Source organism: Streptomyces sp. NPDC111606 (assembly GCF_055656945.1).
The window spans coordinates 394877-409612 of record NZ_JBVKBY010000007.1 but is presented as its reverse complement, the minus strand read 5'-3'; the positions used below and the strand labels follow the sequence as shown (position 1 = coordinate 409612).

At 69.6% G+C, this 14736-nt stretch carries 14 protein-coding genes; 1 reads left to right on the top strand and 13 read right to left on the bottom strand.

Annotated elements, in window-relative coordinates:
* Positions 1 to 14: 14 nt before the first annotated feature.
* The 10 genes from gmk to pyrR form a co-directional block, all read right to left on the bottom strand.
* Positions 15 to 656, bottom strand: a complete 642-nt coding sequence (gene gmk / locus ACZ7M7_RS26300; protein WP_472120660.1) for a guanylate kinase — start codon at positions 654 to 656, stop codon at positions 15 to 17.
* The gene (locus ACZ7M7_RS26295) at positions 631 to 954 is read right to left on the bottom strand and encodes an integration host factor (RefSeq protein ID WP_003977346.1); all 324 of its coding nucleotides are present in this window, start codon (positions 952 to 954) and stop codon (positions 631 to 633) included. The genes gmk and ACZ7M7_RS26295 overlap by 26 nt, the downstream gene beginning before the upstream one ends.
* Positions 955 to 1273: 319 nt before the next feature.
* Positions 1274 to 2119, bottom strand: a complete 846-nt coding sequence (pyrF, locus tag ACZ7M7_RS26290; protein WP_472120658.1) for an orotidine-5'-phosphate decarboxylase — start codon at positions 2117 to 2119, stop codon at positions 1274 to 1276.
* On the bottom strand, positions 2116 to 3231 hold the full coding sequence (locus tag ACZ7M7_RS26285; RefSeq protein WP_472120656.1) for a quinone-dependent dihydroorotate dehydrogenase: 1116 nt from the start codon (positions 3229 to 3231) through the stop codon (positions 2116 to 2118). Before ACZ7M7_RS26285 ends, pyrF begins: the two co-directional genes overlap by 4 nt.
* Before the next feature lie 52 nt (positions 3232 to 3283).
* Entirely contained in the window at positions 3284 to 6592 is a 3309-nt protein-coding gene (gene carB / locus ACZ7M7_RS26280; RefSeq protein ID WP_472120654.1) for a carbamoyl-phosphate synthase large subunit, read from the bottom strand.
* Complete coding sequence (gene carA, locus ACZ7M7_RS26275) at positions 6585 to 7742, bottom strand: glutamine-hydrolyzing carbamoyl-phosphate synthase small subunit (RefSeq protein WP_383607920.1); 1158 nt, start codon at positions 7740 to 7742, stop codon at positions 6585 to 6587. Before carA ends, carB begins: the two co-directional genes overlap by 8 nt.
* Positions 7739 to 8326 (bottom strand): PH-like domain-containing protein, encoded by a 588-nt coding sequence (locus tag ACZ7M7_RS26270; RefSeq protein WP_472120651.1) that lies wholly within the window; start codon positions 8324 to 8326, stop codon positions 7739 to 7741. The genes carA and ACZ7M7_RS26270 overlap by 4 nt, the downstream gene beginning before the upstream one ends.
* On the bottom strand, positions 8323 to 9618 hold the full coding sequence (locus ACZ7M7_RS26265; protein WP_472120649.1) for a dihydroorotase: 1296 nt from the start codon (positions 9616 to 9618) through the stop codon (positions 8323 to 8325). Before ACZ7M7_RS26265 ends, ACZ7M7_RS26270 begins: the two co-directional genes overlap by 4 nt.
* Positions 9619 to 9623: 5 nt before the next feature.
* Positions 9624 to 10601 (bottom strand): aspartate carbamoyltransferase catalytic subunit, encoded by a 978-nt coding sequence (locus ACZ7M7_RS26260; RefSeq protein ID WP_383607915.1) that lies wholly within the window; start codon positions 10599 to 10601, stop codon positions 9624 to 9626.
* A 135-nt stretch (positions 10602 to 10736) separates the two neighbouring features.
* Entirely contained in the window at positions 10737 to 11309 is a 573-nt protein-coding gene (gene pyrR, locus ACZ7M7_RS26255) for a bifunctional pyr operon transcriptional regulator/uracil phosphoribosyltransferase PyrR (RefSeq protein WP_383607913.1), read from the bottom strand.
* A 254-nt stretch (positions 11310 to 11563) separates the two neighbouring features.
* Here pyrR and bldD point away from each other — a divergent pair, with 254 nt between their 5' ends.
* Entirely contained in the window at positions 11564 to 12067 is a 504-nt protein-coding gene (gene bldD / locus ACZ7M7_RS26250; protein WP_004002691.1) for a transcriptional regulator BldD, read from the top strand.
* A gap of 175 nt (positions 12068 to 12242) precedes the next feature.
* On the opposite strand, the gene nusB is transcribed toward bldD, so the two are convergent.
* The 3 genes from nusB to ACZ7M7_RS26235 are packed head-to-tail and all read right to left on the bottom strand — an operon-like array spanning position 12243 to position 14403.
* Positions 12243 to 12677 (bottom strand): transcription antitermination factor NusB, encoded by a 435-nt coding sequence (nusB, locus tag ACZ7M7_RS26245; RefSeq protein ID WP_383607910.1) that lies wholly within the window; start codon positions 12675 to 12677, stop codon positions 12243 to 12245.
* 1 nt (position 12678) lies between these two features.
* Positions 12679 to 13245, bottom strand: coding sequence for an elongation factor P (gene efp, locus ACZ7M7_RS26240; protein ID WP_328428997.1), 567 nt, complete (start codon positions 13243 to 13245; stop codon positions 12679 to 12681).
* Positions 13246 to 13296: 51 nt separating this feature from the next.
* Positions 13297 to 14403: an aminopeptidase P family protein gene (locus ACZ7M7_RS26235; protein WP_383607908.1), complete on the bottom strand. Its 1107-nt coding sequence runs from the start codon at positions 14401 to 14403 to the stop codon at positions 13297 to 13299.
* Positions 14404 to 14736: the final 333 nt, after the last annotated feature.

The following is a 14736-nucleotide window of genomic DNA, read 5'->3' as shown; positions in this document are numbered from 1 at the left end:
ATGAGCAGTCACGATCACACAACGTCCACCAAGGCTAGCAGCTCACGCGCCACGTCCTCGACGGAGGTGTTGACCAAGGTCACATCGAACTCCGGCTCGGCCGCCAGCTCGACCTTCGCCGCGTCCAGGCGGCGTGCGATCACCTCGGGCGGCTCGGTGCCACGTCCGGTGAGCCTGCGTACGAGCTCCTCCCAGGAGGGGGGAGCCAGGAACACCAGCTGGGCGTCGGCCATCGACTCACTGACCTGCCGGGCGCCCTGAAGGTCGATCTCCAGGAGAACGGGCTCACCCGCCTCCAGCCGCTCCAGCACTGCCGCACGCGGCGTGCCGTAGCGGTTGCCGGCGAACTCGGCCCACTCCAGCAGCTCGCCGTTGGCGATCAGCTTGTCCATCTCTTCGTCGGTGACGAAGAAGTAGTGGACTCCGTGCTGCTCGCCGGGGCGGGGCTTGCGGGTCGTCGCCGACACCGAGAGCCAGACCTCGGGGTGTTCCTTGCGCATATGGGCGACGACCGTGCTCTTGCCGACCCCGGAGGGGCCGGAGAGCACGGTCAGCCGCGGACGTTCACTCATGCAGCGATTATTCCAGCAATCCCGGAGTGCCCGGGACTCCCGGTCCCATGTGCCGGGATCAGGAGCCCGTGCTGCCGAACTCACGCTCCAGGGATGCGATCTGGTTCGAGCCGAGGCCACGCACGCGGCGGCTCTCGGAGATGCCGAGTCGCTCCATGATCTGCTTGGCGCGGACCTTGCCCACGCCGGGCAGGGACTCGAGCAGGGCGGAGACCTTCATCTTTCCGATGACGTCGTTCTCCTGGCCCTGCTTGATGACCTCGTGAAGGGAGGCGCCGGAGTGCTTGAGTCGATTCTTGACCTCGGCCCGCTCCCGGCGAGCCGCGGCGGCCTTTTCGAGCGCGGCTGCGCGCTGTTCAGGGGTAAGGGGCGGAAGAGCCACGCCTACGTCACCTCGGATGTTGAACTGTCGGATACGGACCGGTGAGGAACCTAGTCGCCCCACACCTGGGGAGGCACGAGCAACACGCTGCCCGTTCTCCCCCACTGCTTTGGGAGCGTGGGAGGTGCTCCCACTCGTCGGAGACTAGCGGCCAAGTCCGCCAGAGTCAGCGAGAACAGCGGAAAAGTCCTGGTCAGCCTCCGTCAGGCCGGACATTTAGGACATAATGCCCCGGATTTGAGGATGTATTCAGACTCAAGTCGGCCAGGGCCACTCATCGGAGGACTCGCGCGAGCGGGTCGAACACCCCTGACGGCGGTCAGGCACCCGACACAGCGACCGTGACCTCTTCGGCGAAGCGTGACGCGGCGTCACGCAGCGCGACGACGTCGGGCCCGTGCCGCAGCACGCCCCGGCTGACGTTCGGGACGACATTGCGCGCCGCGGCCCCGAAGACCCGGGGAAGATCCGCCGGAGTGGCACCCTGCGCGCCGATGCCGGGCGCGAGAAGCGGACCGTTGATGTCGAGGTCGTACGACGAGAGGTCACCGAGCGTGGCGCCGACGACCGCGCCGAAGGAACCCATGGGCTCCTCCCCCGTGTTCTCGGCAGTCAGGTGCGCGAGCATCGTCGCGCCGACATTGCGGCCGTCCGCGCGGACCGCGTGCTGGACCTCGCCGCCCTCCGGGTTCGAGGTCAGGGCGAGCACGAAGAGACCGGTGCCGCTCTCCCGGGCCAGCGCCACGGCCGGCGACAGGGAGCCGTAGCCGAGGTACGGCGAGACGGTCAGCGCGTCCGAGAACAGCGGGGAGTCCTTACGGAGGAAGGACTCGGCGTACGCGGCCATGGTCGAGCCGATGTCGCCTCGCTTGGCGTCCATCAGCACCAGCGCCCCGGCGTCCCGCGCCTCCTCGACCGACTTCTCCAGGACGGCGATGCCACGCGACCCGAACCGCTCGAAGAACGCGCTCTGCGGCTTGAGCACGGCGACCCGGTCGGCCATCGCCTCGACGACCGTACGGCTGAACCGCTCCAGGCCGGCCACGTCGTCGTTCAGGCCCCACTCGGCGAGCAGCGAGGCGTGCGGGTCGATGCCGACGCACAGGGGGCCACGCTCGTCCATGGCCCGGCGCAGACGTGCGCCAAAGGGTTCCAGAGCACTCATGCCGTCTTCCTTGCCTTCCTGACGTCGGCGCCGACCGCGTCGGCGAGGGTGTCGTACGGGCTGGTACGGAGGCGTGCGGCGAGGCCCTTGTGGATGGCGCGGACCCAGAAGGGTCCCTCGTAGATGAAGGCGCTGTACCCCTGGACCAGCGTGGCGCCCGCCAGGATCCGCTGCCAGGCGTCCTCGGCGTTCTCGATGCCCCCGACGCCCACGAGGGTGATCCGGTCGCCCACACGCGCGTACAGGCGCCGCAGCACCTCCAGGGAGCGCGCCTTCAGGGGTGCTCCCGAGAGACCGCCGGCCTCCTTGACCAGTGAGGGTTCGGATTTCAAACCGAGACCCTCGCGCGCGATGGTGGTGTTCGTGGCGATGATCCCGTCCAGGCCGAGCTCGACGGCCAGGTCGGCGACCGCGTCGACGTCCTCGTCGGCGAGGTCCGGCGCGATCTTCACCAGCAGCGGCACTCGACGGGTGGTCACCGTGCGGTCGGCTGCCTCGCGGACGGCGGCCAGGAGGGGCCGCAGCGCCTCGGTGGCCTGCAGGTTGCGCAGGCCGGGCGTGTTGGGCGAGGAGACATTGACCACCAGATAGTCGGCGTACTGCGCCAGCCGCTCGGTCGACTTCACGTAGTCACCGACGGCCTCCGACTCCGGGACGACCTTGGTCTTGCCGATGTTGACGCCCACGACGGTCCCGAAGACGGGCGTACGGGAGGCCAGGCGAGCCGCGACGGCCAGCGAGCCCTCGTTGTTGAAGCCCATGCGGTTGATCAGCGCCCGGTCCTTCACGAGGCGGAACAGCCGCTTCTTGGGGTTGCCGGCCTGCGCCTCGCCCGTGACCGTGCCGATCTCGACGTGGTCGAAGCCGAGCATCGACATCCCGTCGATGGCGACGGCGTTCTTGTCGAAGCCGGCGGCGAGCCCGAAGGGGCCGTGCATCCGCAGCCCGAAGGCCTCTGTGCGCAGTTCCTTGTGGCGGGGCGCGAGGGCGGCGGCGACGAACGTGCGCAGTACGGGGATGCGGACGGCGAGGCGGATCCAGCGGAAGGCCAGGTAGTGGGCCTTCTCGGGGTCCATTCGTTTGAAGACGAGGTTGAAGAAGATCTTGTACATGGTGTCCTCATGACGAGGGGGACACCGTTTCCGGTGTCCCCCTCGTCGGCTGCTAGTCGCGGGCCGCGGTCAGGTGTTCCGCGTGTTCCTGGAGTGAACGGACGCCCACGTCACCGTGGTTGAGGGCGTCGATGCCCTGGACGGCGGCGGCGAGCGCCTGAACCGTCGTCAGGCACGGAACCGACCGCGCCACGGCCGCCGTACGGATGTCGTAGCCGTCGAGGCGGCCGCCGGTGCCGTACGGCGTGTTGACGATGAGGTCGACCTCGCCGTCGTGGATGAGCTGGACGATGGTCTTCTCGCCGTTCGGGCCGATGCCCTCGGACTGCTTGCGCACGACCGTGGCGTTGATGCCGTTGCGCTTGAGCACCTCGGCCGTGCCGGACGTGGCGAGCAGTTCGAAGCCGTGAGCGACCAGTTCGCGCGCCGGGAAGATCATCGAGCGCTTGTCGCGGTTGGCGACGGAGATGAAGGCGCGGCCCTTGGTGGGCAGCGGGCCGTATGCGCCCGCCTGCGACTTGGCGTACGCCGTGCCGAAGACGGAGTCGATGCCCATGACCTCGCCGGTGGAGCGCATCTCCGGGCCGAGGACGGTGTCGACGCCGCGGCCGTGGATGTCGCGGAAGCGCGACCACGGCATGACGGCCTCCTTGACGGAGATCGGCGCGTCGAGCGGCAGCTCGCCGCCGTCGCCGGTCGCCGGAAGCAGGCCCTCGGCCCGCAGTTCGGCGATGGTCGCGCCGAGCGAGATCCGGGCGGCGGCCTTCGCCAGCGGCACCGCGGTCGCCTTCGAGGTGAAGGGGACCGTACGGGACGCGCGCGGGTTGGCTTCGAGGACGTACAGGATGTCGCCGGCCATCGCGAACTGGATGTTGATCAGGCCGCGCACGCCGACGCCCTTGGCGATGGCCTCGGTGGAGGCCCGCAGGCGCTTGATGTCGAAGCCGCCCAGCGTGATCGGCGGCAGCGCGCACGCCGAGTCGCCGGAGTGGATGCCGGCCTCCTCGATGTGCTCCATGACGCCGCCGAGGTAGAGCTCCTCGCCGTCGTAGAGCGCGTCGACGTCGATCTCGATCGCGTCGTCCAGGAACCGGTCGACGAGGACCGGCCGCGAGGGGCTGATCTCGGTCGACTCGGCGATGTAGGACTCCAGCCGGGTCTCGTCGTAGACGATCTCCATGCCGCGCCCGCCGAGGACGTACGACGGCCGCACCAGGACCGGGTAGCCGATCTCGTCCGCGATGGCCTTGGCGCCGGCGAAGGTGGTGGCGGTGCCGTGCTTGGGAGCCGGCAGGCCCGCCTCGGCGAGGACGCGCCCGAAGGCCCCGCGGTCCTCGGCGGCGTGGATGGCCTCCGGGGACGTGCCGACGATCGGCACGCCGTTGTCCTTCAGGGCCTGCGACAGCCCCAGCGGGGTCTGGCCGCCGAGCTGCACGACGACACCCGCCACCGGCCCGGCCTCCTGCTCGGCGTGGACGATCTCCAGCACGTCCTCAAGCGTCAGCGGCTCGAAGTACAGGCGGTCGGAGGTGTCGTAGTCCGTGGAGACGGTCTCGGGGTTGCAGTTGACCATCACGGTCTCGTACCCGGCGTCGCTCAGCGCGAAGGAGGCGTGGACGCAGGAGTAGTCGAACTCGATGCCCTGGCCGATGCGGTTGGGGCCGGAGCCCAGGATGATGACGGCCGGCTTCTCGCGCGGCGCGACCTCGGTCTCCTCGTCGTAGGAGGAGTAGAAGTACGGCGTCCTCGCGGCGAACTCGGCGGCGCAGGTGTCGACGGTCTTGTAGACCGGGCGGATGCCCAGCGCGTGCCGCACCTCGCGCACGATGTCCTCGCGCAGCCCGCGGATCTCGGCGATCTGCAGGTCGGAGAAGCCGTGCCGCTTGGCCCCGGCCAGCAGGTCCGGAGTCAGCTCCGGGGCCTCGGCGAGCTCGTCGGCGATCTCCTTGATGAGGAAGAGCTGGTCGACGAACCAGGGGTCGATCTTCGTGTACTCGAAGACCTCCTCGGGCGTGGCGCCCGCGCGGATGGCCTGCATGACGGCGTTGATACGGCCGTCGGTCGGGCGGACCGCCTCTTCGAGCAGCGCGATCTTGTCGCCGGGCTCGCCGACGAAGGTGAACTGGCTGCCCTTCTTCTCCAGCGAGCGCAGCGCCTTCTGGAAGGCCTCGGTGAAGTTGCGGCCGATGGCCATGGCCTCGCCGACCGACTTCATGGTGGTGGTCAGCGTGGAGTCGGCCTGCGGGAACTTCTCGAAGGCGAAGCGCGGAGCCTTCACGACCACGTAGTCGAGCGTCGGCTCGAAGGAGGCCGGGGTCTCCCGCGTGATGTCGTTCGGGATCTCGTCGAGCGTGTAGCCGACGGCCAGCTTGGCCGCGATCTTGGCGATCGGGAAGCCGGTCGCCTTGGAGGCGAGAGCCGAGGAACGCGACACGCGCGGGTTCATCTCGATGACGATGACGCGGCCGTCCTCGGGGTTCACCGCGAACTGGATGTTGCAGCCGCCGGTGTCGACGCCGACCTCGCGGATGACGGCGATGCCGATGTCACGCAGGGTCTGGTACTCGCGGTCGGTCAGCGTCATCGCGGGCGCGACGGTGATCGAGTCACCGGTGTGCACACCCATCGGGTCGAAGTTCTCGATGGAGCAGACGACCACGACGTTGTCGTGCTTGTCGCGCATCAGCTCCAGCTCGTACTCCTTCCAGCCGAGGATGGACTCCTCCAGGAGCACCTCGGTGGTGGGAGACAGGGTCAGGCCCTGGCCGGCGATGCGGCGCAGTTCCTCCTCGTCGTGCGCGAAGCCGGAGCCGGCGCCGCCCATGGTGAAGGAGGGGCGGACCACGACCGGGTAGCCACCGAGCGTGTCGACGCCCGCGAGGACGTCGTCCATGGAGTGGCAGATGACCGAGCGGGCGGACTCGCCGTGCCCGATCTTGGCGCGTACGGCCTCGACGACGTCCTTGAAGAGGTCGCGGTCCTCGCCCTTGTTGATGGCCTCGACGTTGGCACCGATCAGCTCGACGCCATACTTCTCGAGGGTGCCGGACTCGTGCAGCGAGATCGCCGTGTTGAGGGCCGTCTGGCCGCCCAGGGTGGGCAGCAGCGCGTCCGGCCGCTCCTTGGCGATGATCTTCTCGACGAACTCGGGGGTGATCGGCTCGACGTAGGTGGCGTCGGCGATCTCCGGGTCGGTCATGATCGTCGCCGGGTTGGAGTTGACGAGGATGACCCGCAGGCCCTCGGCGCGCAGGATGCGGCACGCCTGGGTGCCGGAGTAGTCGAACTCGGCGGCCTGGCCGATGACGATCGGGCCGGAGCCGATGACCAGGACGGACTGGATATCGGTGCGCTTAGGCACGCTGGCCCTCCATCAGGGATACGAAGCGGTCGAACAGGTAGGCGGCGTCGTGCGGGCCGGCCGCCGCTTCGGGGTGGTACTGGACGCTGAAGGCCGGCTTGTCGAGGAGGTGGAGACCCTCCACCACGTTGTCGTTGAGGCAGACGTGGGAGACCTCGGCGCGGCCGTAGGGGGTCTCGGAGACCTTGTCGAGCGGGGCATCCACGGCGAAGCCGTGGTTGTGCGCGGTGACCTCGACCTTGCCGGTCGTACGGTCCTGCACCGGCTGGTTGATGCCGCGGTGGCCGTACTTCAGCTTGTAGGTGCCGAAGCCGAGGGCACGGCCCAGGATCTGGTTGCCGAAGCAGATGCCGAACAGCGGGGTGCCGCGCTCCAGGACCGCCTGCATCACGGAGACCGGGTGGTCGGCGGTGGCCGGGTCGCCGGGGCCGTTGGAGAAGAACACGCCGTCCGGGTTCACCGCGAAGACGTCCTCGGCGGTCGCCGTCGCGGGCAGCACGTGCACCTCGATGCCGCGCTCGGCCATCCGGTGCGGGGTCATGCCCTTGATGCCCAGGTCGACGGCGGCGACGGTGAACTTCTTCTCGCCGATCGCGGGGACGACGTACGCCTCCTTGGTGGCGACCTCGGCGGAGAGGTTCGCGCCCTTCATCTCGGGCGCCTGGCGCACTTCGGCGAGCATGACGCCCTCGTCGGGCAGGGCGTTGCCGGAGAAGATGCCGACGCGCATGGCGCCGCGCTCGCGCAGGTGGCGGGTCAGCGCGCGGGTGTCGATGCCGGAGATCCCGACGACGCCCTGGTGGCGCAGCTCGTCGTCCAGCGAGCGCCGGGAGCGCCAGTTGGACGGCACGCGCGCGGGGTCGCGCACGACGTAGCCGGCCACCCAGATCTGCTTCGACTCGGGGTCCTCGTCGTTGACGCCGGTGTTGCCGACGTGCGGGGCGGTCATCACGACGACCTGACGGTGGTACGACGGGTCGGTGAGGGTCTCCTGGTAGCCGGTCATGCCGGTGGAGAACACGGCCTCGCCGAAGGTCACCCCCACGGCCCCGTAGGCGCGACCGCGGAACATGCGGCCGTCCTCCAGGACGAGTACGGCGGGAGCCGCCTTGTGCCTCTGCGAGGCGGTCCCCTGGATGGAGGTCGTCATCGTTCGGCGCCTTCCGTGCTGTTGGTGTTGATCATGGAGTTAATGACGTCGACCCACTCGTTGTGCTCCGCCGCGTGGTCCGAGCGGAAGCCGGAGTCGATCAGCCGTTCGCCGTGCGCCCAGGTCACGACGAGCAGTCCGCCCTCGGTCAGGACCTTGCCGGCGATGCCCTTGTCGAGCCGGGCCTCGCGCAGCTGCGCGACCGGGACGAAGAAGTCGGCCGCGCCGGGGCGTACGACGTCCAGTCCCGCCTCCGTGAGGGTGAGCTGGACCCGGCTGCGGGTGCCGAGGCCGTGCGCCACGATGCGGTCCAGCCACTGACCGGCGGTGGTCGAGCCGTGGTAGCGGCCGCTCATGCTCAGTCTCGCCGGGCCGGGGTCGTCCGGCGCGCTGGGCAGCTCGGGCAGGTCGCCCTGGAGCGTGCCGCGCCACTTCCAGCCCTCGCGCATCAGCCAGTAGACGAGCGCGACGAAGAGGGCGAGTCCGACGACCCAGCCGATGCGGGCGGCCCAGTCGGTCACGTCGGCCGACTTCTGTTCGGCCGCGAGTCCGGTTCCGGCTGCGAGCAGTGTTGCAGGTGTCACGTGAGCTTCCCGTCGACGAGCGTGGCCTTGCCCCGGAGCCACGTGTGCGTCACACGGCCCGGCAGCTCACGCCCCGAGTACGGAGTGTTGCGGCTGCGCGAGGCGAAGCCCGCGGGGTCCACGGACCCACGGTATTCCGTGTCGACGAGCGTGAGGTTGGCGGGCTCACCAGCCGAGACGGGACGTCCGTGCCCCTTCGCCTGCCCGATCTGCGCGGGCTTGAAGGACATGCGCTCGGCGACCCCGGCCCAGGTGAGGAGCCCGGTGTCCACCATGGTCTCCTGCACCACTGACAACGCGGTCTCCAGGCCGACCATGCCCATGGCGGCCGCGGCCCACTCGCAGTCCTTGTCCTCGTGCGGGTGCGGGGCGTGGTCGGTGGCGACGATGTCGATGGTGCCGTCTGCGAGCGCCTCGCGCAGCGCGAGCACGTCACGCTCGGTGCGCAGCGGCGGGTTCACCTTGTAGACCGGGTTGTAGCTGCGGACCAGCTCGTCGGTGAGGAGGAGGTGGTGCGGGGTGACCTCGGCGGTGACGTCGATGCCGCGGGACTTGGCCCAGCGCACGATCTCGACGGACCCGGCGGTCGACAGGTGGCAGATGTGGACGCGGGAGCCGACGTGCTCGGCGAGCAGGACATCCCGGGCGATGATCGATTCTTCGGCCACCGCGGGCCAGCCGCCGAGCCCCAGCTCCGCGGAGACGACGCCCTCGTTCATCTGGGCGCCCTCGGTCAGCCGCGGCTCCTGCGCGTGCTGGGCGACGACGCCGCCGAAGGCCTTCACGTACTCCAGGGCCCGCCGCATGATCACGGCGTCGTCGACGCACTTGCCGTCGTCCGAGAAGACGGTGACACCGGCGGCCGACTCGTGCATGGCGCCCAGCTCGGCGAGCTTCCTGCCCTCCAGGCCGACGGTGACGGCGCCGATGGGCTGCACGTCGCAGTAGCCGCCCTCCTGGCCGAGCCGGTAGACCTGCTCGACCACGCCGGCGGTGTCGGCGACCGGGAAGGTGTTGGCCATGGCGAAGACGGCCGTGAAACCGCCGGAGGCAGCCGCGCGCGTGCCGGTCAGCACGGTCTCGGAGTCCTCGCGTCCGGGCTCGCGCAGGTGGGTGTGCAGGTCCACGAGCCCCGGCAGGAGCACCTTGCCGGCGGCCTCGATGACCTCGGCGCCCTCGGCGCCCTCGGCGCTCAGACCGACGCCCACCTCGGCGATGGTCCCGCCGTCGATCAGGACGTCCTGCGGCTCGCCGCCGAGCACCTTCGCACCACGGATAAGGATCTTGCTCATCTGTCTTACTTCTCCTCAGTACGGGTGTGGGCGGCGGCGGGCTCGTTTCCGCCGAGCAGCAGGTACAGAACGGCCATCCGGATGGAGACTCCGTTTGCGACCTGCTCGATGGCGGTGCAGCGCTCGGAATCGGCGACCTCGGCAGTGATCTCCATGCCGCGCACCATCGGGCCGGGGTGCATCACGATCGCGTGCTCGGGCATCCGCGCCATGCGGTCGCCGTCGAGGCCGTAGCGCCGCGAGTACTCGCGCTCGGTCGGGAAGAAGGCGGCGTTCATGCGCTCGCGCTGGACGCGCAGCATCATCACCGCGTCGGTCTTGGGCAGCGTGCTGTCGAGGTCGTACGACACCTCGCAGGGCCAGGTCTCGACGCCGACCGGCACCAGGGTCGGCGGGGCGACGAGGGTGACCTCGGCACCGAGCGTGTGCAGCAGGTCGACGTTGGAGCGGGCGACCCGGCTGTGCAGGACGTCACCGACGAGCGTGATGCGCTTGCCGTCGAGGTCCTGTCCGATCCCGGCGTCCCGGCCGACCAGCCGGCGGCGCATGGTGAAGGCGTCCAGCAGGGCCTGGGTGGGGTGCTGGTGGGTGCCGTCGCCGGCGTTGATGACGGCGGCGTCGATCCAGCCGGAGTTGGCGAGGCGGTAGGGCGCCCCGGAGGCGCCGTGCCGGATGACGACGGCGTCGACGCCCATGGCCTCCAGGGTCTGGGCGGTGTCCTTCAGGGACTCGCCCTTGGACACGCTGGATCCCTTGGCGGTGAAGTTGATCACGTCCGCCGACAGCCGCTTCTCGGCAGCCTCGAAGGAGATACGCGTGCGTGTGGAGTCCTCGAAGAAGAGGTTCACGACGGTGCGGCCGCGCAGGGTCGGCAGCTTCTTGATCGGCCGGTCGGCGACCCGGGCCATCTCCTCGGCGGTGTCGAGGATCAGGACGGCGTCGTCGCGGGTGAGGTCGGCGGCCGAGATGAGATGACGCTGCATCTGTCAGGCTCCGTAAGGCAGTTAAGTCAGGATCCGAGGTGTCCGGGGGATGTCCCCCGCAGGGCCCGGCGGGGCAGACGGGTGCGCGCAAGGGCGCACTGAGCGGGCGTACGACAGCGGCGTACGCCGTGCGCGCTACTGGGAGGTCTGCTTGGCACCGAGCAGCACGGTGTCGCGACCGTCCTCCTCGGCGAGCTGGACCTTGACCGTCTCCCGCAGCGACGTGGGGATGTTCTTGCCGACGTAGTCGGCGCGGATGGGCAGTTCGCGATGGCCTCGGTCGACGAGCACCGCGAGCTGCACCGCGCGGGGGCGCCCGATGTCGTTCAGAGCGTCCAGGGCGGCGCGGATGGTGCGGCCGGAGAAGAGGACGTCGTCGACGAGGACGACCAGCCGGCCGTCGATGCCGTCACCGGGGATGTCCGTGCGGGCCAGCGCGCGCGGCGGGTGCATGCGCAGGTCGTCGCGGTACATCGTGATGTCGAGCGAACCGACCGGGATCTTCCGGTCGGTGATCTCCTCGAGCTTGGCGGCGAGCCGCTGGGCGAGGAAGACACCTCGGGTCGGAATGCCGAGGAGCACCACGTCGTCGGCGCCCTTGGCGCGTTCGACGATCTCGTGGGCGATGCGGGTCAACACCCGCGCGATGTCAGGGCCTTCGAGAACGGGCCGGGCATCGGACGCTTGCGTGTCCTGTTGCCTGTCCATACGAAAGGGACCTCCTTCTCCGCCTCACGGGACGGACCTTAAAGGACGTCTGGTTTACGTCGTCCACCGTAGCAGGCCGGTGAGGCACCCCCTGTCACCCACTTGGCCCAATCGGCCACCGATAGCACGGAAGCGTCGGTGTGGACCATTCGGCTTGACGGGCCAGAGTAACGCTGCGTAACCTCACAGTGAGTTACCAACCGCGCGGCATGGAACCCAAGCCACGTCGCGTCGACCCAGTGCCGGGGAGCTATATGTCCAGCGAATACGCCAAACAGCTCGGGGCCAAGCTCCGGGCCATCCGCACCCAGCAGGGCCTTTCCCTCCACGGTGTCGAGGAGAAGTCCCAGGGACGCTGGAAGGCCGTCGTGGTCGGTTCGTACGAGCGCGGAGACCGCGCCGTAACCGTGCAGCGCCTCGCCGAGCTGGCGGATTTCTACGGCGTTCCGGTGCAGGAGCTGCTCCCGGGCACCACGCCGGGCGGAGCCGCCGAGCCGCCGCCGAAGCTGGTCCTGGACCTGGAGCGCCTTGCCCACGTCCCGGCCGAGAAGGCGGGCCCCCTGCAGCGGTACGCAGCGACGATCCAGTCGCAGCGCGGTGACTACAACGGCAAGGTGCTGTCGATCCGCCAGGACGACCTGCGCACACTCGCCGTCATCTACGACCAGTCCCCCTCGGTCCTCACCGAGCAGCTGATCAGCTGGGGCGTGCTGGACGCGGACGCGCGTCGCGCGGTCTCCCACGCCGAGGAGAGCTGAGCGCTCCACGGGTTGGGCCCCTTGAGAAGAAACGTGCCGCCGGGGTGGCCGGAACTTTGCGGTTCCGGCCACCCCGGCGGCGTTCTGCGGGCCTGAAGGGGCGCAGTGGCACTGGGACGCCGAAGGGCCCGCAGCGAGGATGCTGCGGGCCCTTCGGCGTCTTCGGTCGAAACCCTTACGCTTCCTCACGGCGCAGCGAGGGCTTCAGCTCCTTGAGTCGGCCGAGCAGGCCGTTGACGAACGAGGGTGACTCGTCCGTGGAGAACTCCTTGGCCACCTGCACCATCTCGTCGATCACGACCGCGTCCGGGGTCTCATCGACCCAGATCAGCTCGTACGCGCCGAGGCGCAGGATGTTGCGGTCCACGACCGGCATCCGGTCGAGCGTCCAGCCGACGGAGTACTGCGCGATCAGCTCGTCGATCCGCTTCGCGTGCGCCGCGTAGCCCTCGATCAGCTGCATCGTGTACTCGCTCACCGGCGGCTGCCGGGTGTCGGTCCGCGAGAGCCGGATCCAGTCCGCGAGGACCGTCAGGACGTCGGCGCCGCGCTGGTCACCCTCGAAGAGGATCTGAAAGGCGCGCTTGCGGGCCGTGTTGCGGGCAGCCAATTTAGCTGTTCACCCGGCCGAGGTAGTCGCTCGTGCGGGTGTCGACCTTGATCTTCTCGCCGGTGGTGATGAAGAGCGGCACGTTGATCTGGTGACCGGTCTCCAGGGTGGCGGGCTTGGTGCCGCCGGTGGAGCGGTCGCCCTGGACGCCCGGCTCGGTCTCCTGGATGACGAGCTCGACGGCGGCCGGCAGCTCGACGAAGAGCACCTCGCCCTCGTGCTGCGCGACGGTGGCCGTGAAGCCCTCGATCAGGAAGTTGGCGGCGTCGCCGACGGCCTTGCGGTCGACCATGAGCTGGTCGTAGGTCTCCATGTCCATGAAGACGAAGTACTCGCCGTCCATGTAGGAGAACTGCATGTCGCGCTTGTCGACAGTGGCCGTCTCGACCTTGACGCCGGCGTTGAACGTCTTGTCGACGACCTTGCCGGAGAGCACGTTCTTGAGCTTGGTGCGCACGAAGGCCGGGCCCTTGCCGGGCTTGACATGCTGGAACTCGACGACGGACCAGAGCTGGCCGCCTTCGAGCTTGAGCACCAGGCCGTTCTTGAGGTCGTTCGTGGAAGCCACGGTTGCGGAATCTCCTGGACTGACGTGGACGACCCCGGGGCACGCCACTGCCTAGAGGGCGAGCAGCTCCTTGGTCGTGATGGTGAGTAGCTCGGGTCCGCCGTCCGCCTCGGGGCGAACGACGAGCGTGTCATCGATCCGGACGCCGCCCCGGCCCGGGAGGTGGACCCCCGGTTCGACGGTGACCGGCACGCAAGCGTCCAGTTTACCCATGGCTGCGGGAGCCAGCTGCGGGTCCTCGTCGATTTCGAGTCCCACGCCGTGTCCCGTCAGCGCCGGAAGGCCCTGCGCGTACCCCGCGGAGTCCAGCACCTGCCGTGCCGCGCGGTCCACGTCACGATAGGCGGCGCCGGGCACCAGACTCTCCCGTCCGGCGCGCTGAGCGGCGAAGACGAGGTCGTACAGCTCGATCTGCCAGTCGGCGGGGGACGTACCGATCACGAACGTACGGCCGATCTCGCAGCGGTATCCGCGATACGTCGCACCGAGGCAGACGGAGAGGAAATCGCCCTCCTCCACGCGGCGGTCGGTGGGCCGATGAGCGCGACGACCGGCGTTCGGGCCGGTGGCCACGGAGGTGGCGAAGGCGGGGCCGTCTGCGCCGTGATCGACGAGGCGTCGTTCGAGTTCTAGGGCGAGGTGGCGTTCGGTGCGGCCGACGAGGATGGATTCGAGCAGTTCCCCGAGGGCCTGGTCGGCGATCTCCGCGCCGATCCGGAGGCAGGAGATCTCTTCCTCGTCCTTGACGACCCTGAGCTGTTCCACGGCTCCGCCGAGGTCGGCGAGGCGCAGGCGCGGAACGACCGAGCGGATGGCTCGGTGGCGGGCCACGGTGAGGTGGTGTTCCTCCACGGCGAGGCAGACTCCTCCCTGCGCCGCGGCGAGGTCGGCCGCGGCGACTGCGGGGTCGCCTCCGGGGCCGGGGAGCGAATGGATCCGCAGTGCCTCGTCGGGGCGGCCCTCCGTGGGGCGGTCGTCGGGCGGGCCGGTGCACACGAGCAGGTCTTCGGTCTTGCCGAGGAGCAGCACGGAGCCCTGCGGGGCGGCGCCCGCGAGGTAGCGGACGTTGGCGGGGCGGGAGATCAGCGCGGTGGCGCTGCCGCTGGCCTGGCAGCGGTCCCTCAGCCTGGAGCGGCGGGTGGCGTACACCTCTGACATGACCCGAGCGTATGAGCTCCGCCGGTTTGGCGCCGGTTGGGGGCGTCTGAGTGGGCGGTGTCTGGAATGTGGGGGTGGGGTCGGGTGCTGTTCGGGGGCGGGGGTGCGGCTGGCGGTCGTTTGCCGTGCGCGGGGCCGGTGGGGGGTGGTCGCGCAGTTCCCCGCGCCCCTTAGGTGGGTTCGGTCCCGTTGGTTACCGGTTCCCCCGGGGGCCGCCTGAGGTTGTGTGCCGTCTGCGGGGCCGGTGGGGGCTGGTCGCGCAGTTCCCCGCGCCCCTTAGGTGGGTTCGGTCCCGTTGGTTACCGGTTCCCCCGGGGGCCGCCTGAGGCTGTG